The sequence below is a fragment of the Arthrobacter sp. zg-Y238 genome (assembly GCF_024385525.1).
Lineage (GTDB): Bacteria > Actinomycetota > Actinomycetes > Actinomycetales > Micrococcaceae > Arthrobacter_B > Arthrobacter_B jinronghuae.
In genome coordinates this window covers 72,637-96,811 of sequence record NZ_JANFLU010000005.1, presented here as the reverse complement: position 1 = coordinate 96,811, position 24,175 = coordinate 72,637, and the positions used below count along the sequence as shown (strand labels likewise).

Genomic DNA, 24,175 nt, shown 5'->3' with positions numbered 1-24,175 from the left:
CGGGGCCCGGCCTTCGGGCCGGGCCCCGGATCGGTCGGTCTAGATACTGCTACTTGGCCGTGACGTTGTAGTACACCGGGACACCGTTCCAGCCGGTTTCCACGTTGTCCACGTTTTCACTCCAGCCGGACTGTGCCACCTGGTACCACAGCGGGATAACGGGGAGGTCCTTCAGCAGGACTTCCTGGGCCTGGTTGAAGATTTCGGCTCCGTCTTCCGGGGTGGCAGCGGCAAGGCCTTCGCCCAGGAGGTTGTCGAACTCTTCACTCGAGTATTCGCCGTCGTTGGAACCTGCCCCGGTGCCGTACAGCGGGCCGAGGAAGTTGTTCAGCGACGGGTAGTCGGCCTGCCAGCCGGTGCGGATGGCACCGGTCAGGGTCTTGGCGGTAGCGTCTGCGCGCAGTTCCTTGAACGTTGCGTAGGGCTTGCCTTCGGCCTGGATACCAAGGTTGTTCTTCAGGCCGTTGGCTACGGCGTCAACCCATTCCTTGTGGTTGGCGTCGGCGTTGTAGCCGATGGTGAAGGCCTGGTCGGCGGGCCACGGCGAAACCTTCTCGGCTTCTTCCCAGAGTTCCTTGGCCTTCTCGGGGTTGAACTCGAGCACCTCGTTGCCGGGGATGCTGTCGTTGTAGCCCTCGATGACCGGAGCGGTGAATTCAGTGGCCGGTTCACGGGATCCCGAGAAGACAACGTCGGTGATTTCGTCCCGGTCGATGGCCATGGAGATGGCCTGGCGGCGCAGCTCTCCGGCTTCGCCCGAGAACTCCGGCAGGTAGCCGGGGATCGTGATGGTCTGGTTGCCTGCGTACGCCTTTTCGGAGAAGCGGCCCTCACCCAGATCGGTCTTGAACGTCTTCAACGCCATATTGGGAATGGTGTCGAGGATGTCCAGTTCGTTCGACTGCAGGTCTGCGTAGGCTGCGTCGAAGGAGGAGTAGAACTTGAAGGTTACTCCGCCGTTCTGCGGTACACGGGTTCCGGTGTAATCCGGGTTGGTGACCAGGTCGATCTGGATCTCGTGCTGCCAGGCGTCGTCGCCGGCCAGCATGTACGGTCCGTTGCCGACCGGGTTCTCGCCGAACGCGGCGGGATCTTCCAGTGCACCGGCGGGCAGCGGGAAGAAGGCGGTGTAGCCAAGTCGCTGCGGGAAGTCGGATTCCGGCTGGCTGAGCTTGACGGTGAACGTGGTGTCATCCACCACGGTCAGTCCGCTCATGGTGTCGGCCGTGGCACCTTCTGCACTGACTTCGTCGTAGCCTTCGATGCTCTCGAAGAAGTACGAGTTGAGCTGGGCGTTCTTGGCGGCTGCGCCAAAGTTCCAGGCATCAACGAAGGACTTGGCCGTGACGGCCTCGCCGTTGGTGAACTTCTGGTCCGCCTTCACCTTGATGGTGTAGGTCTGGGAATCTTCGGTCTCGATGGACTCCGCGAGTTCGTTGACCGTACTGCCGTCAACGTCGTAGCTGACGAGGCCTTCGAAGAGCAGATCCATGATGCGTCCGCCGCCAACTTCGTTGGTGTTGACCGGCATCAGCGGGTTCTGCGGTTCGGTGCCGTTGGCCGTGATGATCGCGGCGCTGTTGCTGCCTTCGGTCTCACCCGAGCCTTCGGCCGATTCGTCGGATCCTCCACCGCAGGCGCTCAGCGTAAGTGCGGCAAGTGCCGCTACGCTCAGCATTTTGGAAGTGCGTGTGACGCGCATTCCGCCTCCTAGTTCTGTTCGGTGCCGGCGATGATGACGCCGGCGTTGCGGCTCTGCCAAATGGTGAACCGACTCACAAAGCCAAAAGCATAAGCCCACTTTGTTGCCGTCAGGTAACTAAGTCCGGCATGTGGCGCCGGCATGGACACGGTGGTGTGGTTCACACTGCGCAAAAGGGCGCGATGACGTGGGGAAAGGCCGGTCCGTACGGCCTGGTAACGATTTGGCATACGGACGCTGTATTACATGCAATGACATGTCATATTGCCTGTTCGACGGCGAAAATCCCCTGCGCCGTACTCAGACCGGGCAAGCCGATCGGCACGTTATTGAAGCTGGCGCGCATCCCGTCCGGCCAGCATCTCCGGCAGCCCGTCCACCTGGGCCAGGGCCTGTTCCCGGTTGCCAAGCGCAACACTGACGTGGTGGCCGATGTAACCGCGGACTTCGGCGGAGAACTCGCGCTTGGCCGCGGATGCGACGGCGGCATTTGCCTGGTTCCGGAGAGTGATGAGAACGGGTTTGTTCTGCAGTGTGCGGTCAACCCACTCCGGATGGCCGAAGACGCGGCCCATCTGAATAGTCCCGTCGTCGAGGTATCCGGCTGCATAGACCTCCGCGGCACCGAAGGCTGCCTGCTTGCCCAGATCACTCCCGAGCTCGGTTGCGTAATAGGAGCGGATCTCCCTCGCGAGGTACTGGACCACCGGGCGCATGGCCTCGACGTCGGGCTCACTGACTGCTTTGGTCTCGCTGGCACGTTGGATGGCCTCGCCGACCAGGTCGAGCTGCGTGGTGAGCTCTGTGCGCAGGCCTGGGTCCAGTTCCTTGCCTTCGCTCATGGCGACTGCGTTATGGAAAACCATCAGGCGCTGGAGGTTGGCGAACATGAGTGCAAGGGCGTTGAAGCGGTGTTCTTCCGGAGTCATCGGGCCAATGTAGCGGGGCCGTTTGCTGGAAGTTCCACGGCGCGCCGAACCATTTCCACCTTGCCGCTGATGTGCGCGAAGGGCCGCTCCAACCCCGCGGGGTAAATTGGACTGTATGAGAATCACCATTATCGGCGGCTCGAAAGGCACCGGCGCCGAGCTGGCTTCCCTCGCCCAGAAGGCAGGCCACGAGGTAACCGTCCTCTCGCGCAGCGGCACCGCACCCGAAGGTGTCCGGAACGTCACCGGAAACGCAACCGACCCGGATGCAGCGGCCCGCGCAGTTGCGGGCGCCGACGCCGTCGTAGTGACCGTGGGAGGGGCAAAGGGCGTCCATCATCAGCGCGACGCTGTTACCAGGACCGTTATCGGCGCGATGCAGGCGCAAGGCGTCCGCCGGCTAGTTGTGCAGTCCTCATTGGGAGCAGGAGATTCCTCCTCGCAGCTGCCCGGCCCGCTCGGACTGATCACCCGGGTTGCGCTGGCCAAACCCCTGGCCGATCACAACGAGCAGGAGTCCGCAGTTACCGGCTCCGGGCTGGACTGGACGCTCGTCCGCCCAACCGGTCTCACGGACAAGGACCCGTCCGGTACGTGGCGTGCCTTGGAGGTAGGCGGTGAGGGGAAGCTGCGAGGTTCAATCCCCCGCCGCGACCTGGCGGCCTGCATGCTGGAGATCCTCACGGACGATTCCACTGTCGGCAGGGCCTTTGGCGTCAGCAGCTAGGGCACCGGAGCCAGCGGCTTCACCATAATCAGGCACGGCGTGGCTTCTCCCCAGAGATCCGTTTCCTCCAAGGGAAGGAATCCCCACTTCCCATAGAAGTGTCGAGTTCGCGCATAACCGGTGTCCGGATGCGAAGGGCCGAGCGTCTTCACCTCAAGGAGGCGTACGCCGCGGCTGATCGCATCGGCTTCGATGGCCGCCAGCATTGCGGTCCCTACTCCGGAGCCGTGCGCCGCACGGTCAACCACCGTCAGATGAATCTCGGCCACATGCGGAAAGTGCCGGTCGACCAGAGTGACTCCGACGACGGAACCGCCGGCGTCGCGCACGGTCCAGGTTTCCTTGCTTCGGGCAGCGTCGATGTACTCGGCATTGGAGTCCGGCTGCCCGAACCATTCCGGCACGGTGGCGAGCAGGCGGGCGACGTCGTCGGGGACGGGTTGATCCAGGGCCGCCGTCCAGGACGTGGCCCCAACTTCGCCCTGTGCCGTGTCGTCGGCACCGCCGCCCGGACAATCGTGCCTAGGCAATCTCGGCCTGAATCTCACGGATCGTCGCCCCCAGGATGCCGCGGAACAGCAGCCCTTCTCCCAGCGGGCCGTGGGAGTCAGTACCTACGGGCGGCAGCAACCGCAGCACTTCTCGCTCGCCGTCGTTCAGGTTGGCCAGCTGCCACCGGATCTCCTGCTGGACCGCCTCCGGTTCATCCGGTTTCGAGAGCGAGACCGCCTTCGCCGCGTAGGCGGCCGCACCCAAAGCATGGGCGCCCATGTGGGCGACCGCAGCTGCCTGAGCGACGGCGCGGGCTGCTGCAGCGCCGGCCGGCGTCGTCGCAGCATTCGCGATCTTTACGACGATGAGCCGCTTGCTGATTTCTTCGCCAGCGGTGCCTGATCCTGCGCTGTAGGCGCGGGTGCGGGCGAGTGCATCCCGGGCTGTTTCTTCCGCGGTTTCGTCGGCTTCGTAGAGCGGCAGGACACGCTCAGCACAGGCTGCGGCCCAACGCGCGAGGACGCGCCGGTTCGAATCGCTGAGGGTCTGGGGTGAAGCCATCTGAAAGATGATGCCACACCGGCCAAGCCGGACACCGGGCAAGGTCAGGGCTGCGGACCCGCACCGATGCTGGTTCCATGACCGTTATGGACACGGGCCCCGCCGCTCCCCTGCTGCTCACGGCGCAGTCGGTCTTCCAAGCTGCACTCGCGACCGGCGCACCGTGGGGACGCGCTTCGTACGGCGGACAGCATCCGGGCAGGCTGCCGGCCCGGCTGCGGGCCATCAGCGCCATGGCCTCCTCGGTGTATTTCGCAGGTGCTGCAGCCCTTGCGTCCTCCCGCACGGCCCGTTCCATGCGTCGGAGAAACCTCCAGGTGTGTTGTGCTCGCCGCCGTGGGGATCGTGACCAACTCGATCTCCCGCTCACCTGTGGAGAGGCTCTGGATCTGGAAGGTGTCAGCCTGAGTGCCCCAAGACCGAACTATCGACAACGCTCGGGTGCTCACTACGTTCAGTCTCGATGCACAAGGCGCTCGGCTCCCGCGGCCGAACCATTCCTGCAGTCATCCGCAGGCGAGCGTCGTCGTCGGCAACGCCGAAATCCGCCATAACGGGCTGTAAGCCAGAGGACGCGATCCTAGTAGCCAAAAGGCCCGGACCGGCAGCCATTCGTTCCCGGGCCAGCCCTATAACACGAAGCGAATTACACACTGCCCTAAACTGCACCACGTTCCATGACGAAGAACCCTCATGTTTCTCGGGCGGTGACACTGCTAACGATCGCTGAGCTTCATCACGCGGAGAGTTTGAGGCCTTCCTACGCCGGTATGAGCGGGGTCGAGCTTCCGAAGGGTGCTGAAGGGCCAAATTCCTCAGTGATGGAATTGATCCATCGAATTAGACAATCATCCGTTTTAGCAACCAATTGGCGGATATTAACCTCACCGTAGGTGTAGACCCAATTTTGGTTGAGTCCATTCGGCTTCCCTCCTCGGTGGACAATCTCACCTCGAAGAGAGATTGATTCATCAAGTCGTCGCGCTGGTCCGGGACGGGCAAATCCTTTCCAAGCCCAGGATTCTGTCACGTCAACACTGAACCATTTCGTGAAGAGTTCCTTGACGTTCTTTGAACTGGGGGTATTGAAACTCTTACCTGTCGCTGATTCCTCGACCAGCTCCACAAGAAGCAAGCGCCAGCCATCTCCGGCAATGGCTCGCGGATACTTTCCTGACGGCGACAGCGTCCCTGGGCCTTTCGAAGGTGTCACAGCTAGTTCAAGCGATCTCTTGGTTTGAGAAGGCAGGTCATCGAATGTGGGGCAGTGATCGGCGAGGTACCTCGCACCTTCACAGGCCAAGTCTTCAACATAGCTTTCCCAAGCTGTAATGCAAAAAACCATCGCGGCTTTATTCCGTGCTGCCCGCTGAGGATGGGTGGTAGCCCCATCCCCGGTCAGCGACATAAGGTCCGTAATGGTGGCCCAATTCTCGTCGAAACTGGCCTTAGACTCCGTGCTCATACTTCATTTTCCCCCTGGTCATTTCTAAAGCAACGCTCATAGTTATCTGCCACAGTAACAAACGGCACTCGGTAGTTCCCTCGGCAGGTTGCTGTACGGCCTAATCGCGATTCTCCAATGTATCCATAGCCACACGGAGAACAAGAGAGTACCCAGCATATGGAAGTCGACCGGGTGATACAGCGCTACCTGCACCCATTTACCCATTCGGCCGGAGGCTTCTGAAAGGGCCAGATTATAGGGTTAAAACGGGCATAACGGTTTCAGGAGTTTCAGAATGTACTCGAAGGGGACCGCCGGCGCGGCGTACGTCGCCATGGCTTACGTCGTGCACGGCACGGAACGCCTGACCGAAGGCCTCGGCCGAACCGTAGCCGTAGCGCAGGGCCATGGTGAGCAGATCCTCATCCCCGACCACGTCAGCCGCTGCGACCGTCATGCGACATCGCAGCATGTACTCGGACACCGGCATGCCTGCCACAGCCGAGAACATGCGGCGTGCGTGATAACCCGTTGTTCCCATCGTTCAGGCGAGCTCGTCGATGTCGAGGTCTTCTTCACCAAGGCGCTGCTCGATCTCGTCGACGAGGCGGTTGAGGATTTCTATCATGGCGATTCCCTCCGCTATTCACTCTCTGCGGCGCAGGATCGCGCCGCCCGACTTCTCCGGGTCCGATTCTGTCGGGTCCGGGTGAAAAAGCACACGTGTGAATAGCGCCCGTGGTGGTGGCTGGTCGACGCCGGTCGAGGCAGTAAAGACAGAAAGGCCCGGGATGCACTAAGCGCCCCGGGCCTTCCTCAAACAAATGGTTGCGAGCTAGACGTTAAACCTAAACTCCACCACATTCCGTAACCGAATAACCCCTTCTCCACACCAAATGAGAACTGTAGACGGACGGCCAGCGCTCAGCGCCGGGGCAGTGTTGGGATTGCTTCGTGGAGTTACTGCGGAGGGTCCTGCAGGACGAGGCCTTCGTCTCCCGGGAGGACTTTGCCTTGATCCCGCTCTGCACTGTCCTCCTCATTCAAGGTAAAGGCGTCGCCCGGCGAGCAGGGGGCAGTAGCCCCGATGCTGTACGACTGTTCAGGTGCATCAGTATCGAATTCAGCCCGGAGGACGGGCCCCCCCTCGCCAAACACGACCGGGTCTCTTGTCGGGTTTATGGTGCGTACGGTCATGCCCAGGGACTCCCAATACTCGGCGACGCGCTGGGCGTCCTCAACATGGTCCGTTCCTTGAGGGGCCCAGCGGTCGTAGCTGTAACTGGCAGTGGCATCCCCCAGTCCATGGCTGCTTTCGGGGGTGCACTCCTGCGCCCACGCTGCGCCGTTGCGGGGCCACCACCCGGTGACGTCGAGCTGTTCGGCGGTATTGAACACGAGTTCAACTACCCGGTCCCGTCCTTCCCTGGCACTGATTGCCGTACTGGGCTCCTTCTCGGCGCAGGCCGTTATTGTCATTCCCATCATGAGCGCGGAAGCCGCTGCCGTGAGGATCCTTATATGTGGCTTAGCGGCGGACATTTCATTCCTTCGATTAAGGGCTTTAGAAGACCAGCCGGTCCCACCGGAACCTGCGGGCGGGGCGCCGGGAGAGGTAATCGCTTCGTGGAGTTACTGCGGAGGCTCTTCCTGAAGCACGAGGCCTTCGTCTCCCGGGAGGACTTTGCCTTGATCCCGCTCTGCACTGTCCTCCTCATTCAAGGTCCAAGCGTCGCCCGGCGAGCAGGGAGCAGTAGCCCCGATACTGTACGACTGTTCAGGTGCATCAGTATCGAATTCAGCCCGGAGGACGGGACCACCCTCGGCGAAGACAGTCGGGTGGGTTGTCGGATTCACCGTGCGTACGCTCATACCAAGGGACTCCCAATACTCGGCGACGCGTTTCGCGTCCCCAACATGGTCGGTTCCACGGGGGCCCAACGGTCGTAGCTATAACTGGCAGTTGCATCCTCGATACCGCTGCGGCTCTTGGGGATGCACTCATCAGCCGCCGCCGCACCGTTGCGGGGCCACCACCCGGTGACCGCGAGCTGGTCGGCGGTATTGAACACGAGTTCAACCACCCGGTCCCGACCCTCCCTGGCGCTGATGGTCTCCTCCGGCGCCTCATTCCCGGCGCATCCGGTCATTGTCAGTCCCATCATGAGCACGGCAGCCACGGCCGGGAAGATCCTCATACGTGTCTTAAAGGCGGGCACCGTTCATTCCTTCCACTAAGGCCTTCTGCAGGTCAGCCGGCCCCAACGGAGCATACGCGGTGATCAACTCCGTATCTCCTTTAATCGCCCGGGCCGTGTTTGTCATCGGGCCATTCTGGTTGCCGTGGCAGTCATAGATCATGAAGCTGGAACTCGTCTCGACGACCAGGGTTGAGTCGACGTAGCCAGCGAAAGGGGCGCAGACTTTAATAAATCCGCCTGTTTCAGCAAGCACGCCACACCGGGATTGCACACCTCAATTGGACGAGCTCCGTTTCTAGCCAAGGATCGATTGTGCCATAACCAACTGGCCAACAACACAATCCACCGCAATTGCTGATCCGAAAACATACAGTCCGACGCGTTCAACTTTCCCCATATGGTGAGCATCGGGCTCCTGCCTGTGCGCCAGAAAAGAAAAAGGGCAACGAGCGTCACGCTCATTGCAACGGGCATTGGGATCCCGTTCCTGCCGAACCGTCCGCTGTAATCCATACGAGTGTTGAAGGGAACACTCAAAAAACGTATACACCTATCCCGGCACACGCCACTAAAGCAAGAACGCGCAGGATATCGATAATTCGAGTGGCTCTTTTGCCCAACAAGAAATCCTGCTCCGTGAGCTCACCCAACCAGTGTTCCTTCTCAGCACCGAGTTCATCTTCCACCACCCCAGAATACCTGTTGCGTCCGAGCGGGTTTAGGGTTCCATGGGAATCCAACGCACTTCTGGACCAAGGAGTCCGCCGGAAGATGCACTTCACGAAAGCTATCGATCCCGGTTATAAGAAATGCCGCCCTCAGCGTTTCTGGTGAGGGCGGCATTTCTGTGGAATCAGGCGAAGCGACTAAACGTTGAAGCGGAACTCAACCACGTTCCGTAGCCGAACAACCTATGAGGACGGGGTGCCGCCCCGGTCAGGGACGACCGTTATTGTTCAGCATGGAAGTTGATAGCCATCGGAGTAAGACGTTGTCAGGATCTACCGTTTTCTCATCTTCGCCCAGTCATTCGGACTTGTCCCCATCCAACTCGAGCTGGATCTCCGCGAAGACATCAGGCACTGCGTAGCCGATCGCCTCCCCTGGGCCATCGTAGACCGCCCAGAGTGGGTCCCCCGCGTCTTGGCTTACCTGGCCACGCTCGACCAGTTCAGCCTTGGCCCGATCAGCAGGCATTCGGAACCTCGTCAGCTGCTTCTTCGCATCGCCCCATCCGAGGATCTTGCCGATCTCGGCCCGTTCGATGTATCCACCCGCACGGGCGGCTCCGATGATCACGTCGCGTTGACGTTCGTGCCCACGCTTGCCTAAGAGTTCCAGCAATTCATCGTAGGCACTTTCACTCCACGTTGACATAGAAACCTTCACGTCTTGGGAGATATTGGACAAAATCTCCCGCGCGCCGACATCTGCGACAGCGAGTTCTAGGAGTTCGTCGAAAGTGAGAACATACATGGGACCACCCGTCGCTTCCAGCGACTCGAGCTGAATACGAGGATCGACCCGTCGAAGCGCTTTATCGCCCTGCTGGACTTCCCAAATATCTGGCTTTCGTTCCTCTGTGACGAATATAAAACCATCCGAAAATCCGCGCTGTCTGCAATGCGTCAGCATTTCTTTCCAGACGTAGTAGTCGCCCGCTGCTTCGTCGATCGACCCTTTGTTTCGGTCCGTCTTCCCCGGACCAACCGGGTCGTCCTGGTTCACGCGCTTGAGGTACAGCGCTTTCCATTCCTCCAATTCCTCTTCTGTTGGAGAGGCAAGGAGGTGACCTTCGTCGAACACTGCGGCGATCTCGTCCAACAGTGCGTGTGTCGTGCTGCCACGTCGAATTGCTGTCACATTAACTTGCTCGCCGAGCCAGCTCCGAAGCTGTCTGTCGATCCCTTCAAGCCATTCGTTCAGCTCGTTGAACTTTTCCAGGATGTCCGATTGGAAGCCTTCGATTTGCGCCGTTGTGACTCCGTCCTTCTGCCCCTGAGGCCGGACCTTCTTGACTTCAGCCTGCACTGAGTTCTTCACTGTCTCCAGCATGCCGCGAGGTTGAAACAAGCCGGGAAGCGGAACGTTATTCAACACAGCTTCCGAATAGGCTTGCCGATGCAGCTCAGCTTGCACCTGATGAGGCAGGTAGGTTCTTTCGCTCAGATTTTGGATAGATTCGAGCAGACTAGCGCGCGGATTGCTGTGTAATTTCCAAAGGTTTCGAAACACCATCGTGTCGAAGTAGATCGGGATCCCTTTGTCGAAGGAGCTCCTAACTTCTTCGTCCGTGTAGACATGCATGTGGCGGTGAACTATCGGGAACGACACAACTAACCTCTATCTCTTTTTTCGGAATCCTGGGAAATATAGTGCGGGCGGTCGGCGCAGCCGCGACACCTGCCAACTAACTGCTTCCATTACTGCACGCGATTTATACAACTTTCCATGGAGCAGCCGCTTTCGATATTGGGGAGAGGAAGGAGAGTGTATCAGGGTGTCAATGTGCGAGAATCTGGGGTGCACGTGCACAATTCAAGGCAAAGACGGATAGGTAGCACATATGAGCGGCACTGATCACTCCCAAGAGAAACCGCCTATAGACGCACCAATCGCGTCGTCGGTCGATGACAATCTCGGACGTGCACCAGTCGCGCACGACTTCGCAGCATCTATCCGAGAGCTCGACACGAGCCAAGGACTGGTGGTGGGCATCTTGGGGCCGTGGGGGCACGGCAAGAGCTCGTTCATCAACCTGATGCGCGAACAGTTTGAGGTGGAGCCAACTCTTACTGTCGTTGACTTCAACCCTTGGATGTTTTCCGGTTCGAACCAGCTCGTCAACTTTTTCTTCACCGAAATCGGTGCCGAGCTAAACGTCCGCAGTCAGAGCCGATTTGGTAAGACAGCGGACTGGCTCGCCCAGTACGCCGGCATCCTTAAACCCGTTTCTCAATTCATTCCCATCCCGGGAGCTGCGACCGCAGGAGAGGCGACCGCGACTGCGCTCGTGGGGTTGGCAGACGCGACCAATGCAGATCTCAGCGCGAAGAAGGTACGGGAAAAAATAACTAAGGAGCTCACGGCGCTCACAGAACCGATTGTGGTCGTCATCGACGACATCGATCGGCTTACCACGATCGAGATCCGCGAAATCTTCAAACTCGTCCGTCTGACGGCCAGTTTCCCGAACATAATCTATGTGCTCGCTTTCGACCGAGAACGTGTGGAGCAAGCCCTCACCGACGACGGCGTCCCAGGACGGGCGTATCTGGAGAAGATCGTCCAGCTAAGCTTCGATGTTCCGCAGGCACCCAGAAAACTGCTTCGATCCCAGGTCTTCGAGGAACTAAATCGAATCCTCTCCCCCGTCGCAAACGCCACGCTCGATGACAGATGGAGTGACGTCTACTGGGAGGTAATCGACCCGCTGTTCTCAAACCTGCGTGATGTCACTCGTTACGCGATCTCCGCAAGGTCCACGGTTAAAAGTCTTGGCAATGAAGTCAATCTTGTCGACCTCCTGGCGATGGAGGCGCTTCGTGTTTTCCGTCCCGAACTCACGCAGGAGCTGTCAAAGCTTCGCCGTGAGTTGACGAGCACACGAAACATCACGGAGCGCAGAGACGATCGGACGCAGGCAACCATGAATGCGCTGCTCGCAAATTTCCCTGATGACGACGATGTAATCCGGGCAGTCTTTAACCGCGTGTTTCCCGTCGCGCTGCAGTACATCGAGAACAATCACTACGGGAATGACTGGCTCAATACGTGGCGAACTGCCCACAGGATGGCACACATCGACTTCCTGAACCTCTATTTCGATCGAGTAGCACCCGACGAGCTCGTCGCGTTCCGGAGTTCTGAAAGGGCCTTCGAACTACTGGGCGATGGAGCAGCGCTCAAGGAGCATCTGACTGGCTTGGACCCTGAGGAACTCGAGGAAGTTATCGAAGGGCTCACCTCCTACGAGTCAAAATTCACGACCGACATGATCGCCCCAGGATCGATCACGCTACTCAACCTCATCGACGCTATCCCAGAGAAGGAACAGCGAGGCTTCTTTGACATCGGTCGCCCGGACATCACAGTTGGCCGCGTGGTCCTTCGACTCCTGCGACGTGTGGAGGACGAGGCAGTGCGCGAAGCGCTTGTCGCGCAGATTCTCGAGAGCATCGAGACCTACTCCTCACAATTGGACTTCATCCACAGCGTGGGATACCAGGAGGGCGTCGGCCACAAGCTCGTGAGCAAAGCGTTCGCCGAGCAGATACAGACTGAGTTTGTCGAACGCCTGAAGAAGGCTCCGCCCACTGAACCCGAACGTGAATGGGACGCCTGGCGCATCTATGACGCCCTTCAAACTCACACCGGTAAGACGCCGCTGAAGCCGAGTGACGATCCTGCACTCCTACGAGCAGTTCTTCACTCGCTCAAGTCCACTGCACGATCGCAATCGATGGGCTCTCGACAGGTCAACGCTGAAGATCGCCTTGCTTGGGAGCTTCTGGTCCAAGTATTCGGCTCTGAAGATGCAGTGAGGACGGTCGTAAGCAACGTGCGCATGACGCTGGGTGATGACAAAGTTCTTCAGCTCGCGGACAGGTATCTATCGGGCTGGCGACCGGAGAGGTCCTAGACAGGAAGGCGGCGGAATTGATGGTGCACAGCAGATCGAAGCGCTGCACGATGAACGGGAGCGTTCCGCCCGCATGGAGAAGATGTAACGTGCGGCTCCGGCTTCGGATCGCCATCAAGGCTTGTGCTCCCTGAAGGGAAGCGGGAGCCGTCACTTTACTTTTGGTTTTCCTCAGCGAGCATCCGGTTTCCGGGGCCATCGGACCAATAGGGGTTAGGCTTCTCAGACTCGCACGTGTCCTCGCGAAGAGTGCTGTGTAATTAAGGCGAATAGAAGGAAAATGCCGATGAGCGCTGGAACGCAGCCACTCGGCTCTGGCATTCGCGGCGCACGCCCAAACGGACGTCGCACCACGAGCAGCTATCGCGTCATCACCTGGCGCCGAAGCATAGTGACACATTTCCTTTGGGAACTTCTGCGGCCTTTTTAGCTTAGATCCTGCATTTCTCGTTTGTGGCATCTTTGGCAGCGATCTCCGAAGCTTTCAGAGCCGCTCAGCTTTACAGTCCTACCCACTGTAATATTGGTCACGGCCCATGCCACATTGTAAAGAGGCATTCCATCAGGGTCTCACCGGACAAGCTAGCTTAGGGCCCCTGTCTGAAGTTTGAGCAATCACTCGACTTCGCAGCCCCAGATTGGATTCAAATTGGGATTACTGGATCGGGTTCTACTTGGCGGCGGAGTGGCCGTAGCTGGCGCCGTAGCCACAGGGATTTTTCGTAATGCCGCAGAGACTCGCCGTAGAAAAGGCACTCCGCTTCAGTTTGACGATGCCCTCACCCCGGCAGATTTCAGTGCAATAGCTCAGGAAGCCGCACGACGAACGCCTCGGGTTAAGCGCTCAGAGGTTGTGGGTATGACAATAGTTCTGCACGTGAGGTCCAATACGGGTCTCTCGATGTGGCGTGCGGAAGCAGATTTCAATGACTACGGGCGCCTAAGCGGAACCTACTGGCTCAGTTCGGAAAATTGTAACTCCGTGATCCCCCGTCACTTTGCGGATTTAGTTCAAGCGGAGATCCGACGACGTCTCCGTGGATGAGTAGGAGTGGAAGCGGTAAATAATTTTCGGAGCTACCGACTTGAAGTCAGGACTTGCCCAATTCCCTTGTGCATTTTCCCAGCTTCCAGCAAGCAAGCGGTCCGCACTCATAGAAAGTTGCGGGGCCACCACCGGGCCAGGATTACACATGCTCGAACCAGATCTCCAGTTTTGGACGTGGCCAGAGCATTGCCGCTTCTGCGGCTTCGATCCCGCAGACAACGATGGCCGCTAAGAACTCATGTTCTAAGCGGCCACCGCACATCCCGGGAAAGTCAGGAACTACACATTAAATCTAAACTCCACCACGTTCCGTAGCCAATCAACCTCTTACATTCGCAGTCAGATTACCTTCGAGGTAGGGGAAGCCGAGCGTTACGTCCCGGTTGATCTGAGGAATGTCTCCGGCGGCGGCAGCATGGGCCGCTGACGGAACCCCGCTCCCGCGCCGGAGGTCCTGCCGCCGGCGCGCGGCACCGGACCCTGCCAGCGGCGCCGCCGTCCTTTGCCACCTGGGCGCTTCTTGGTATCAGCGACTGGTTTGGAGTGCCTCAGTGTAGAGTTTCGGGTCGTTCCTGGTTTCAGCTGAGATGACAAGATGACTGCCGTTGAGACGCTGCGCAAAGTACCCCAAATAGGGCAGTACGATGATCGTCGTGAGCCCGTCTTGCCATGCCTTAACCAGCGCCGGAAGGCTATCTTGTTCGGACCGGGAAGGAAAGTTCGGCGTTGTCTGTTTATCCCACGTATTGAAGGCCACCAGATCTACCCCATCCTCGCCGTATTCGACGGGCCAGAACGGTGGCACAATCGGGTGGAGTTCCTGTCCAGGGCTCGAGAGTTTTTGCATCTCTTCCTGTGAGATCGGTTCGTTTTGAACTGTGCTTACGTTGAACCAGTCCCAGCTGCGGTCCCATTGCTGCTTCCAGCGTTCATCCCATACCTCACGGCTTGCTGACGCCGGGATCTTCGATGCACCCGTCGCAGGCACAGGGCTGAGTTCCGGAATTTCGATGTCCTGGGCGATCATCCATGCCTGTCGGATAAAGAGAAGCATCTTCAGGTTCTGCGCGTGGTCATCAATCCGGATGGTCATTTCCTTTGGCCAAACAGCCCGCCGTCTAAGCCCCATTCCCCACATAGTGACTCCTTGATTTGTCGGCCGGACGGAGAACAGCCGTTGGTGCCAAGCATCGCATTCGACCTGCCTTCAGTAAATGGTTCGCTCAAAGCTACAGGCCCCGATCGGAAATGTCCGCTGGGATCGGGGCCTCCGGAGGCGAACTAAGTCGTGACCCGTGTTGGCTATTCCTCTTCAAAGGCTCGTGGGCGGTACCGCACGAGATCCGCGAAGGCTGGTGACGATACAACCCTCGATCCGTAAACAAGAAATGCCGCCCTCAATGTTTCCGGTGAGGGCGGCATTTCTATTGAATCAGACGAAGAATCTATACATTAAATCTAAACTCAACCACGTCGCCGTCGGCCATAACGTAGTCCTTGCCTTCGATGCGGACCTTGCCGCGGGACTTGGCCTCGGCCATGGAGCCGGCGTCGACCAGGTCGTCGAAGGACACAACTTCGGCCTTGATGAAGCCGCGCTGGAAGTCGGAGTGGATGACGCCGGCAGCCTGGGGTGCGGTGTCGCCCTTGCGGATGGTCCAGGCGCGGGTTTCCTTGGGGCCGGCAGTCAGGTAGGTCTGCAGGCCGAGGGTGTGAAAACCGACGCGTGCAAGCTTGTCCAAGCCGGATTCTTCCTGGCCGCTCATCTCCAGCATTTCGCGGGCTTCTTCTTCGTCCAGCTCCACCAGGTCGGCTTCAAGCTTGGCGTCGAGGAAGATCGCGTCCGCCGGTGCCACCAGTTCGCGCAGCTCGGCCTGGCGGTCCGGGTTGCCCAGCACGGCGTCATCGACGTTGAACACGTAGATGAACGGCTTGGCGGTGAGCAGGCTCAGCTCGCGCAGGTGCTCCATGTCCAGCTTGTCGCTGGCCACGGAGGAGAAGATCGTGTCGCCGCGTTCCAGGACGGTGCGGGCGGCCTCCATGGCTGCCAGCTGCGCGGCGTCACGCTTCTTGATCTTGACTTCCTTCTCCACCCGCGGGATCGCCTTTTCCAGCGTCTGCAGGTCAGCCAGGATCAGCTCGGTGTTGATGGTTTCCATGTCCGAACGCGGGTCCACCTTGCCGTCCACGTGGATGACGTCGGGGTCATCGAACACGCGGATAACCTGGGCAATGGCTTCGGCTTCACGGATGTTGGCGAGGAACTGGTTGCCCAGTCCTTCACCCTCGGAAGCGCCCTTGACGATCCCGGCAATGTCCACGAAGGACACCGTGGCCGGGAGGATGCGCGCCGAACCGTGGATTTCGGCCAGCTTGGCCAACCGCGGGTCGGGAAGGGACACGACGCCGACGTTCGGTTCGATGGTGGCGAACGGATAGTTCGCCGCCAGCACGTTGTTGCGGGTCAGCGCATTGAACAGGGTTGATTTGCCGACGTTGGGCAGGCCGACGATGCCAATAGTAAGAGCCACGTTAGTAAATGATACCGGGCGCAGGCTGCACCTTGCACAGCGACGGGAATTCGGACCGCACACGCACAGTCCCTCCACAGAGATGCTGCTGTGCAATGCAGGCCAGCACTTTTCCCCAGGCACCGATACACCCAGTGCCAGTGCTCCGAGCAGCCCATACTCTCGAATACATGCTCGAATCATTACAGCCGGCGCGATGCAAAGATCCCGGGCCCGCCGGCAGGAAAACACCTGCCGGCGGGGCAGCTAGGGCAGTTGCGGCGGCTTCTGCTTCTGAATCCGCTTCCCAGCCGACGGCGACGGCGTTAGCCGCCGCACCCGGGTCCGTTACGGCAATCACCTCCTGGCTCCGGGAACTTTCCTCCGCAGAATCGCTGGCGGGTATCGCGGCAGACTCTGACGCAGGACTTATTGACCGGCTTCGCTGCCTCGAAGAGCTGAAGGCTGCCGCGAGCGCAGCGCAGGCCCGCGCTGCTGCCGCGCTTGATGCATCGATCCGTGCTGCACATTCGCGGGCAGGAATCCCCGCCGATCAGCAGGGCAAGGGTGCGGCGGCACAGGTGGCGCTCGCCCGGCGTGAATCACCGGCACGCGGCGGCCGGATTCTGGGTTTCGCCAAGGCCCTGACCCATGAAATGCCCGACACACTCCGGGCCCTGTCGGAGGGGCGCATCAGTGAATGGCGCGCAACCCTTCTCGTGCGGGAGACCGCGTGCTTGTCCGTGGAGAACCGGCGGCTCGTGGATGAGGAAATCGCCGGCGACCCTGAAAAGCTCGAAGGACTCGGTGACGGCCGCCTGCTCGGCAAGATCCGCAGCCTTACCTACCGCATCGACCAGGAAGCGCTGCTCCGCCGCGCAGCCAAGGCGCAGGCGGACCGTTATGTCTCCTGCCGCCCGGCCCCGGACACCATGACGTACCTGACCGGCCTCCTGCCGGTGGCACAGGGTGTAGCGGTCTTCGCGGCCCTGAGCCGGCAAGCGGATTCGCTGCGGGCCCGGGGCGATTCGCGCGGGCGTGGGCAGATCATGGCGGACACCATGGTTGAACGCATCACCGGGCAGGCCCGCGCCGGAAACGTTCCCGTCGAAGTGCAACTGGTCATGACCGACCGGACGCTCCTGGCGGGTTCTGCTGAACCGGCATATCTGAGCGGCTACGGCATTGTCCCCTCCGGCTGGGCGCGGGCCGTTGTGCGAAAAGGAGCGGGACTCGAAGGTCCGAGCAGATCGACGCCGGCGGATTCCGCCGCAGATTCAACCGACGCCGCCGGCCCCACCGGCCCCACCGGGTCCGACGGCAACGATAGGTGCAGTGGATCCTCCGGCTCTGCCGGCTCAACCGGGCCTGGCGGCTTCGCAGCGGCAGCCGGTATTTGGCTGCAGCGGCTCTACACTGCCCCGTCATCCGGGCAACTAATCGCTATGGACTCCAAAGCGCGCTTCGTACCGGCGTCCCTGGCCCGGCTCATCACGGCCAGGGACCAGACCTGCCGAACGCCGTGGTGCAGCGCACCGGTCAGGCATCAAGACCATATCCGGCCGCACCGAAGCGGAGGGACGACCGATGCCACAAACATCCAGGGTCTCTGTGAAGCCTGTAACCACGCGAAGGAAACCCCTGGCTGGAGTGCGCAGGTCGTCGAGACGACACCTGGAAAGGTCCCGGGCCCGCCCGGCAACAGCAAAGAATTCGCGGCGGGCACGCACCGTTCCGAAGCTCCGGACCGCAGGGACCAAGACCGGCAAAACCTCCGCTCGCCGGTGCGGGAGCGGCACACCGTGGAAATCACCACGCCCACCGGTCACCGCTATCTGTCGACGGCTCCGCCCCTGCCGGGCGCTTCAAGCATCCACGGCGACCCGGCCGAAGTTAGCGGCAGTACTGTCGATGCTCCGGACAGCATCGCAAGACAGCTTCAGCCCCGATCCGCACCGCGCTCATGAGCTCAAGGACCGTTCTGTCCGCCGGGTCCAGCAGACCTAGGACTCGTAGGAACGACGGCGGCCGCCCAGGCCTCGGGAAGAGTCCCCCATGGCTTTCAGGGTGGCGCGGATTTCCTTGGGCAGGGAGAAGATGATGTCCTCTTCTGCCGTCACTACCTCTTCGACATCGCCGTAACCGTACTGGGACAGCAGGTGCAGCACGTCCTGGACCAGGTTTTCGGGAACGGAGGCACCGGACGTGACGCCGACCGTGGCCACGCCCTCGAACCAGCTTTCGTCCACCTCGTTGGCAAAGTCCACGCGGTAGGAGGCCTTGGCGCCGTACTCCAGCGCCACCTCAACCAGCCGGACGGAGTTGGAGGAGTTCGCCGAACCCACGACCAGCACCAGGTCCGCTTCCGGTGCGATCTTCTTGATGGCCGCCTGGCGGTTGGAGGTTGCGTAGCAAATGTCGTCGCTGGGCGGGTCCTGCAGGGAGGGGAAACGTTCGCGCAGCAGGTTCACGGTGTGCATGGCTTCATCCACGCTCAGCGTGGTCTGGGAGAGCCAGATGACCTTGTCCGGGTCCCGGACGGTGACCTTGTCCACGTCTTCGGGGCCGTTGACGATCTGCATGTGTTCCGGCGCTTCGCCGTAGGTGCCTTCGACCTCTTCGTGGCCTTCGTGGCCGATCAGCAGGATGTCAAAGTCGTCGCGGGCGAACCGGACGGCTTCGCGGTGCACCTTGGTGACCAGCGGGCAGGTGGCGTCGATGGTCTGCAGGTTCCGGTCCTTGGCGGACTGGACGACGGCGGGTGAGACGCCGTGCGCGGAGAAGATCAGCCGTGCGCCTTCCGGGACCTCGTCGGTCTCATCCACGAAGATCGCACCCTTTTCCTCCAGGGTGGTGACCACGTGGAGGTTGTGGACAATCTGCTTGCGGACGTACACGGGCGGCCCGTAGGCTTCCAGCGCCTTTTCGACGGCAATGACCGCCCGGTCCACTCCGGCGCAGTAGCCGCGCGGTGCCGCAAGCAGCACGCGCCGCGGGCCGAAAACGGGAGCGGCTGCTGCCACTTCCTCGGGGGTGCGGCGCCGCCGGGGCACGGTGGGCATAGGCACGGAGATAACTGTGCTGGTCATGCACCTATGCTATCGGCTGGGGCCTGCGATCCCGTCCCCGTGGACGGTGGGTACGCTCACAGCAGACCTACCGCCGGGAGCCCGCCAGCACCCGCGCCAGCATCCCGGCCACGAACGCGGCGGCCCCGGCCAGCATCAGGCCAATGGTCCAGGTGCGCAGGCTTGCCGCTGCCTCTCCGGCAAAGGCCTCGGCGAAAGCGGATGCCACGGGACTGCTGAACTGCTGGGCAGAGACCTGGCCCGGCAGCATCCCCGCTCCCAGCCACAGCACTCCCCCGGCGAGCGCCACGCCCAGGCCGATCAGCGCAAAGGTGGTGGACCGGCGTCGTGCGGCGAGCAGTGCCAGGAGACCGGCGACGGCGGCAGCGAGCGCCAGCACGGGCCATGCCTCGCCCGCCCGCTCGGCGTTTTGCAACAGCTCCGCGTGCCCGGCCCCGCCGATTTCCACGGGTACCTGCTCCACGGCCGGCACATCCACGGACAGTTCGTCCCCCACGCTGCCCGTGACAAGCGCCACCAGGGGTGCGACGTCGAGCGTCAGCGCCGCTCCCGTCCCCTCCGCGGCGTCCCCGAAGGTGAGCGCATGCGAGCGGCGCAGCGTTTCGCTCCACGCCTGCGGGTATTCCGGCAGTGTCTGGACCTGTTCGACGGCCGAGATGATCAGCGGCTCCACCACAGAGGCCAGCGGAGCAGGCACGTCCACCGCCCCGACGGCCTCGGCGGACAGGGCCGTGGCAAGTTCCTGCTGGAAGGTCTCATCCCGGGCCAGCGATTCGCCGAGGGCGGCAAAGCCGTTTTCCGAGACCACGTTCGTGTTCAGCCACGCCCCGCAGAAGGCCGCCGCGGTAAGCAGGACGGCGAGCAGGCCGAAGACGGCCGAGACGAATGTGCGCATAAAGAAGGTCCTTGTCCGATGGGATCCGCAGGCGTTGAAGACGGCCGGCGGAACCGGACCGGGGGAAGCACCTGATAGACATTAAGCCTGGGCCGGTTCCTCCGCCGGCCCGAAAGCCAGTTCCAATCCACCGCGGGAGCATCTTCATGCAAGACGACAGCGGACCGTTGAGTCCCGAGAATACCCCGGAGCAGTCCACCCTGCCCGCCACTGCCGCGCAGACGACCCCGGAGAACCCCTGGCCGCTGGCGCTGCTCTCGAAGAACCTCAAGAGCTACATTGACCGTGCCCCCGCCACCTGGGTGGAGGGTCAGGTGATCGAGCTGAACCGCCGGGCCAACGCCTCCTACATCACCCTGCGCGACGTCGATGCCGAGGTCTCGCTGTCCCTGACGGCGTGGAGCGCGGTCATGAACCGGCTGGAGCTGCCGCTGGAGCGCGGTGCGCGGGTGGTGGCCCTGGTGAAGCCGGACTTCTGGGTCAAGACCGGACGGCTGTCCATGCAGACCCGCGACATCCGGCCCGTGGGGCTGGGCGACCTCCTGGCCCGGATTGAACGCCTGCGGCACGCCCTCGCCGCGGAAGGCCTCTTCCGGGAGGACCGCAAGCTGCCGCTGCCGCTGCTGCCGGGCCGGATCGGCCTGATCACCGGGCGGAACTCCGATGCCATGAAGGACGTGATGCGCAACGCCGCCCTGCGCTGGCCCGCCGTCGAGTTCGAGGTCAGGGAGGTGGCGGTCCAGGGCGTGAACGCCGTGGCCGAAGTGAGCCGCGCACTGGCGGAACTCGACGCCATGCCCGAAGTGGATGTCATCATCATTGCCCGCGGCGGCGGCTCGCTGGAGGACCTGCTGGCGTTCAGCCATGAGGACCTGGTCCGGGCGGTATCGGCCGCATCCACGCCGGTGGTCAGCGCCATCGGGCACGAAGCGGACCGTCCCCTGCTCGACGACGTGGCCGACCTGCGTGCCTCCACGCCCACCGACGCCGCGAAGCGGGTGGTACCGGATGTCGGTGAAGAGCTGGCCCGGATCCGCCAGTCCCGTCAGCAGCTTCGCAGGGTCCTCAACACCCTGGTGGGCAGGGAAACGGACCGGCTGAACCACATCCGGTCCCGTCCCGCCCTGGCGGCGCCGCAGTCCATGGTGGAGCGGCGCCAGGAAGAGATCTCCCGCCTGCGCTCCCGGGCCATGTCCGCCATCACCGCGGAGGTCCGGCGAGACGCGGACCGGATCGGGCACCTGCGCGCCCAGGTCCGCGCGCTTTCCCCGCAGAACACCCTGGACCGCGGTTACGCGGTGGTCCAGTTGCAGGACGGCTCCGTGGTGCGCGACGCCGGCACGGTGCCGTCCGCCGCACAGCTGCGGATCCGCGTTGCCGTCGGTGAACTGACCGCCACCGAAGGCACCCGGTAGCCTGCGTCCCCGCCGCTCCCCGTTTACCTACCCAGCAAGCCCGTAAAGGACAAGACATGAGTGAAACACCGGCAGTACCCGCAGTACCCGCAGACATCGAGGCCATGAGCTACGAGCAGGCCCGCGACGAACTCCTCACCGTTGTAGGCCGGCTCGAAACCGGCGGCGCCAGCCTGGAGGAATCCCTGGCCCTGTGGGAGCGCGGCGAGCACCTGGCCAACCGCTGCGAATCCTGGCTCGAGGGCGCCCGCCAGCGCCTGGATGCTGCCCGCAGCTCAGCCACCGGCGAGTAGTCCAGTCAGGGCAGGGGAGAGCCCGCCGCCCCTTAGACACCTCGCTCGTTCCTCGCTCGGCGATGCGGGGCTCACGGGCTGTCCCAGCCCTGACGGAGCGCCCCCTACGGCTTGTAGCTGGATAGGAACTCGCCCAGCCGCGTCATGGCGTCTTCGATGTCCTCGACGTTGGGCAGGGTCACCATCCGGAAGTGGTCCGGCCGCACCCAGTTGAACGCAGTGCCGACGGACACCAGGATCTTCTGCTGCTTCAGCAGGTCCAGGGCGAACTGTTCGTCGTCCTTGATCGGATAGACCTCGGGGTCCAGGCGCGGGAACAGGTACAGGGCACCCTGCGCCAGCTCACAGCTGACGCCGGGGATGTCGTTGAGCATCTGGTGCGCCTTGTCGCGCTGGGCCCGCAGCCGACCGCCGGGCAGGATCAGGTCATTGATGCTCTGGTACCCGCCGAGCGCGGTCTGGATGGCGTGCTGGGCCGGCACATTCGCGCACAGGCGCATGTTTGCCAGGAGGTTGATGCCTTCGATGTAATCCGCTGCGTCCTGTTTCGGACCGGAGATGGCCATCCAGCCGCTGCGGTAGCCGGCTATCCGGTAGGCCTTGGACAGGCCGCTGAATGTCAGGCACAGGACGTCGTCGCCGGTGACCGTGGCCGCGTTGACGTGCACGGCGTCGTCGTACAGGATCTTTTCGTAGATTTCGTCCGAGAAGATGATCAGGCCGTGCTTGCGGGCCAGGTCCACGATCGACTTCACCACGTGCTCCGGGTACACGGCACCGGTGGGGTTGTTCGGGTTGATCAGGACAATGCCCTTGGTCCGGTCGGTGATCTTCGAGGCCAGGTCTTCCACGTCCGGCCACCAGTGCTCGGATTCGTCGCACATGTAATGCACCGCCGTGCCGCCGGCCAGCGAGACCGAAGCGGTCCACAGCGGATAGTCCGGGGCGGGAACGAGGATCTCGTCGCCGTTGTTCAGCAGCGCCTGCAGCGAGAGCGTGATCAGTTCGCTGACCCCGTTGCCCAGGTACACGTCGTCGACGTCGATGTTGTTGATGCCGCGGCCCTGGTAGTACTGCACCACGGCGGTGCGGGCGGAAAAGATGCCGCGGGAATCGCTGTAGCCCTGGGCCTTGGGCAGGTGCCGCATCATGTCCACCAGGATCGCTTCCGGCGCTTCGAAGCCGAACGGCGCGGGATTGCCGATATTCAACTTGAGGATCCGGTGGCCTGCTGCTTCCATCCGCTGCGCGTGTTCGAGCAACGGTCCACGGATGTCATACAGGACGTTGTGGAGTTTATGCGACTGCTTGAATTCTGCCATTTCCTTAGGATGCCACAGGGCGGCGTCGGCCGGGTCGAGTTTCTGGTCACCGCTGACTGCCTGGTTCAGGGCAATCAGGTCCTCCGTGGTCAGCTGCGCTGAGACCTCGTTGAGCACGTCCCGGGCCTCGTCGCTCACGCGGTCATCGGCGATCAGCGGGATGACCTGCTGGGCCGGCCAGTTCTGCTTCGGGTCTTCCAGGACCACCAGTCCGTTTTCCTCGATGGCGGGAGTGGTGGTGTAGATGTCGGCCACCTGCACGTCGTCGTTCAGCAGGGCATCAACGGTCAGGGGACCGCCGCTGTCGCCGATGGCGGTGAATTCCTTGAACTCGCAGCCGTACTTCTCCTTCAGCCCGGCCAGCCCCTGGGTCCGCTCCGCGAACTCGGCAGGCGCGCCGAGGGTCAGCTCACCGCACACCTTCGCCAGGTCCTCAATGGACTCGAGCTGGTACTTCTCGGCGGTGGCCGCGGTGACCACCATGGCGTCCTTGTCCTCGGCCTCGGAAGGCTCCAGGACCACCAGGTTCTCCGGCAGCTTCTCCCCGAGGGAATCCACGATCTCGCCGGCGTCCACCAGGTCCGTTTCCGGGTCCGCGTGGACCAGCAGGGCTCCGGTGTACTCGGGAATCAGGTCGATCGAGCCGTCCTCCAGGGCCGGGACATAGACCTCCCGCGACCCGATGCCGAGGCGGGTCTCCGCCTCGATGCCGGCCGCGTTGAGGGCCCCGGCGTAGATCTCGGCGATGGTGCTGCTCTCCGGGAAGTCCGCCGAGCCCACCACCAGCGTCTGCTCGGTGCTGCTGCCGGAGGCTTCCGCCGTGGTTTCATTCTCCAGCGGATCCCCTCCTCCGCTGCAACCGGCCAGGGCCAGGGCCATTCCGCCGGCCAGGACGGCCAGGG

General features: G+C 61.9%; 19 protein-coding genes and 2 pseudogenes. 5 read left to right on the top strand and 16 right to left on the bottom strand.

The features are described 5' to 3' along the window. Positions 1-49: 49 nt before the first annotated feature. Both NNX38_RS05475 and NNX38_RS05470 read right to left on the bottom strand, forming a co-directional pair. A complete protein-coding gene (locus NNX38_RS05475) occupies positions 50-1,702 on the bottom strand; it encodes an ABC transporter substrate-binding protein (protein WP_255797088.1) in 1,653 nt (550 codons plus the stop codon). Between the two features lie 326 nt (positions 1,703-2,028). Further along, on the bottom strand, positions 2,029-2,631 hold the full coding sequence (locus NNX38_RS05470; protein ID WP_255797087.1) for a hypothetical protein: 603 nt from the start codon (positions 2,629-2,631) through the stop codon (positions 2,029-2,031). 115 nt (positions 2,632-2,746) lie between these two features. Between NNX38_RS05470 and NNX38_RS05465 the strand changes: the two genes are divergently transcribed. Further along, the gene (locus tag NNX38_RS05465) at positions 2,747-3,358 is read left to right on the top strand and encodes an NAD(P)-dependent oxidoreductase (protein WP_255797086.1); all 612 of its coding nucleotides are present in this window, start codon (positions 2,747-2,749) and stop codon (positions 3,356-3,358) included. Here NNX38_RS05465 and NNX38_RS05460 read toward each other — a convergent pair. From NNX38_RS05460 to NNX38_RS05425, 8 genes and pseudogenes are all read right to left on the bottom strand, one after another. Then, positions 3,355-3,888: a GNAT family N-acetyltransferase gene (locus tag NNX38_RS05460; protein ID WP_255797085.1), complete on the bottom strand. Its 534-nt coding sequence runs from the start codon at positions 3,886-3,888 to the stop codon at positions 3,355-3,357. The genes NNX38_RS05465 and NNX38_RS05460 overlap by 4 nt on opposite strands. Next, entirely contained in the window at positions 3,881-4,411 is a 531-nt protein-coding gene (locus tag NNX38_RS05455; protein WP_255797084.1) for a putative immunity protein, read from the bottom strand. The genes NNX38_RS05460 and NNX38_RS05455 overlap by 8 nt, the downstream gene beginning before the upstream one ends. Positions 4,412-5,171: 760 nt before the next feature. Continuing rightward, positions 5,172-5,876, bottom strand: coding sequence for a HEPN domain-containing protein (locus tag NNX38_RS05450; RefSeq protein ID WP_255797083.1), 705 nt, complete (start codon positions 5,874-5,876; stop codon positions 5,172-5,174). A gap of 283 nt (positions 5,877-6,159) precedes the next feature. Further along, a pseudogene (locus NNX38_RS05445) lies at positions 6,160-6,486 on the bottom strand (helix-turn-helix domain-containing protein); the annotation flags it as partial. Between the two features lie 332 nt (positions 6,487-6,818). After that, positions 6,819-7,400: a hypothetical protein gene (locus NNX38_RS05440; protein ID WP_255797082.1), complete on the bottom strand. Its 582-nt coding sequence runs from the start codon at positions 7,398-7,400 to the stop codon at positions 6,819-6,821. A 326-nt stretch (positions 7,401-7,726) separates the two neighbouring features. After that, a complete protein-coding gene (locus NNX38_RS05435; RefSeq protein ID WP_255797081.1) occupies positions 7,727-8,056 on the bottom strand; it encodes a hypothetical protein in 330 nt (109 codons plus the stop codon). A gap of 536 nt (positions 8,057-8,592) precedes the next feature. Then, positions 8,593-8,745 (bottom strand): hypothetical protein, encoded by a 153-nt coding sequence (locus NNX38_RS05430; RefSeq protein ID WP_255797080.1) that lies wholly within the window; start codon positions 8,743-8,745, stop codon positions 8,593-8,595. 340 nt (positions 8,746-9,085) lie between these two features. Further along, positions 9,086-10,366 (bottom strand): PIN-like domain-containing protein, encoded by a 1,281-nt coding sequence (locus NNX38_RS05425; protein WP_255797079.1) that lies wholly within the window; start codon positions 10,364-10,366, stop codon positions 9,086-9,088. Between the two features lie 259 nt (positions 10,367-10,625). Here NNX38_RS05425 and NNX38_RS05420 point away from each other — a divergent pair, with 259 nt between their 5' ends. After that, positions 10,626-12,701, top strand: a complete 2,076-nt coding sequence (locus NNX38_RS05420; RefSeq protein WP_255797078.1) for a P-loop NTPase fold protein — start codon at positions 10,626-10,628, stop codon at positions 12,699-12,701. 1,574 nt (positions 12,702-14,275) lie between these two features. On the opposite strand, the gene NNX38_RS05415 is transcribed toward NNX38_RS05420, so the two are convergent. Then, positions 14,276-14,842, bottom strand: coding sequence for a hypothetical protein (locus tag NNX38_RS05415; protein WP_146361237.1), 567 nt, complete (start codon positions 14,840-14,842; stop codon positions 14,276-14,278). 352 nt (positions 14,843-15,194) lie between these two features. Further along, complete coding sequence (gene ychF / locus NNX38_RS05410; protein ID WP_255797077.1) at positions 15,195-16,280, bottom strand: redox-regulated ATPase YchF; 1,086 nt, start codon at positions 16,278-16,280, stop codon at positions 15,195-15,197. Positions 16,281-16,450: 170 nt separating this feature from the next. On the opposite strand from ychF, the gene NNX38_RS05405 reads away from it, so the two are divergent. Further along, positions 16,451-18,226, top strand: coding sequence for an HNH endonuclease signature motif containing protein (locus NNX38_RS05405; RefSeq protein ID WP_255797076.1), 1,776 nt, complete (start codon positions 16,451-16,453; stop codon positions 18,224-18,226). A 36-nt stretch (positions 18,227-18,262) separates the two neighbouring features. On the opposite strand, the gene NNX38_RS05400 is transcribed toward NNX38_RS05405, so the two are convergent. Both NNX38_RS05400 and NNX38_RS05395 read right to left on the bottom strand, forming a co-directional pair. Further along, positions 18,263-19,348 (bottom strand): 4-hydroxy-3-methylbut-2-enyl diphosphate reductase, encoded by a 1,086-nt coding sequence (locus NNX38_RS05400; RefSeq protein WP_255797075.1) that lies wholly within the window; start codon positions 19,346-19,348, stop codon positions 18,263-18,265. A gap of 67 nt (positions 19,349-19,415) precedes the next feature. After that, on the bottom strand, positions 19,416-20,243 hold the full coding sequence (locus NNX38_RS05395; protein ID WP_255797074.1) for a hypothetical protein: 828 nt from the start codon (positions 20,241-20,243) through the stop codon (positions 19,416-19,418). 146 nt (positions 20,244-20,389) lie between these two features. Between NNX38_RS05395 and xseA the strand changes: the two genes are divergently transcribed. Together xseA and NNX38_RS05385 are read left to right on the top strand one after the other, a co-directional pair. After that, positions 20,390-21,658: an exodeoxyribonuclease VII large subunit gene (gene xseA, locus NNX38_RS05390; RefSeq protein ID WP_255797073.1), complete on the top strand. Its 1,269-nt coding sequence runs from the start codon at positions 20,390-20,392 to the stop codon at positions 21,656-21,658. 56 nt (positions 21,659-21,714) lie between these two features. Next, complete coding sequence (locus tag NNX38_RS05385) at positions 21,715-21,951, top strand: exodeoxyribonuclease VII small subunit (protein ID WP_229949868.1); 237 nt, start codon at positions 21,715-21,717, stop codon at positions 21,949-21,951. Between the two features lie 104 nt (positions 21,952-22,055). Here the strand turns inward: NNX38_RS05385 and NNX38_RS05380 are convergent, their stop codons facing one another. Both NNX38_RS05380 and NNX38_RS05375 read right to left on the bottom strand, forming a co-directional pair. Then, the gene (locus tag NNX38_RS05380; protein ID WP_255797215.1) at positions 22,056-23,273 is read right to left on the bottom strand and encodes a pyridoxal phosphate-dependent aminotransferase; all 1,218 of its coding nucleotides are present in this window, start codon (positions 23,271-23,273) and stop codon (positions 22,056-22,058) included. 27 nt (positions 23,274-23,300) lie between these two features. Beyond that, positions 23,301-24,152 (bottom strand): annotated as a pseudogene (locus NNX38_RS05375) (ABC transporter substrate-binding protein); the annotation flags it as partial. Positions 24,153-24,175: the final 23 nt, after the last annotated feature.

Bases quoted from the DNA above. Each gene is read 5' to 3' on its own strand.
- NNX38_RS05475 (WP_255797088.1), bottom strand. From the start codon at position 1,702: ATGCGCGTCACACGCACTTCCAAAATGCTGAGCGTAGCGGCACTTGCC.
- NNX38_RS05470 (WP_255797087.1), bottom strand. From the start codon at position 2,631: ATGACTCCGGAAGAACACCGCTTCAACGCCCTTGCACTCATGTTCGCC.
- NNX38_RS05465 (WP_255797086.1), top strand. From the start codon at position 2,747: ATGAGAATCACCATTATCGGCGGCTCGAAAGGCACCGGCGCCGAGCTG.
- NNX38_RS05455 (WP_255797084.1), bottom strand. From the start codon at position 4,411: ATGGCTTCACCCCAGACCCTCAGCGATTCGAACCGGCGCGTCCTCGCG.
- NNX38_RS05450 (WP_255797083.1), bottom strand. From the start codon at position 5,876: ATGAGCACGGAGTCTAAGGCCAGTTTCGACGAGAATTGGGCCACCATT.
- NNX38_RS05440 (WP_255797082.1), bottom strand. From the start codon at position 7,400: ATGTCCGCCGCTAAGCCACATATAAGGATCCTCACGGCAGCGGCTTCC.
- NNX38_RS05435 (WP_255797081.1), bottom strand. From the start codon at position 8,056: ATGAGGATCTTCCCGGCCGTGGCTGCCGTGCTCATGATGGGACTGACA.
- NNX38_RS05425 (WP_255797079.1), bottom strand. From the start codon at position 10,366: ATGCATGTCTACACGGACGAAGAAGTTAGGAGCTCCTTCGACAAAGGG.
- NNX38_RS05420 (WP_255797078.1), top strand. From the start codon at position 10,626: ATGAGCGGCACTGATCACTCCCAAGAGAAACCGCCTATAGACGCACCA.
- NNX38_RS05415 (WP_146361237.1), bottom strand. From the start codon at position 14,842: ATGACCATCCGGATTGATGACCACGCGCAGAACCTGAAGATGCTTCTC.
- NNX38_RS05405 (WP_255797076.1), top strand. From the start codon at position 16,451: ATGCTCGAATCATTACAGCCGGCGCGATGCAAAGATCCCGGGCCCGCC.
- NNX38_RS05400 (WP_255797075.1), bottom strand. From the start codon at position 19,348: ATGACCAGCACAGTTATCTCCGTGCCTATGCCCACCGTGCCCCGGCGG.
- NNX38_RS05395 (WP_255797074.1), bottom strand. From the start codon at position 20,243: ATGCGCACATTCGTCTCGGCCGTCTTCGGCCTGCTCGCCGTCCTGCTT.
- xseA (WP_255797073.1), top strand. From the start codon at position 20,390: ATGCAAGACGACAGCGGACCGTTGAGTCCCGAGAATACCCCGGAGCAG.
- NNX38_RS05385 (WP_229949868.1), top strand. From the start codon at position 21,715: ATGAGTGAAACACCGGCAGTACCCGCAGTACCCGCAGACATCGAGGCC.
- NNX38_RS05380 (WP_255797215.1), bottom strand. From the start codon at position 23,273: ATGGCAGAATTCAAGCAGTCGCATAAACTCCACAACGTCCTGTATGAC.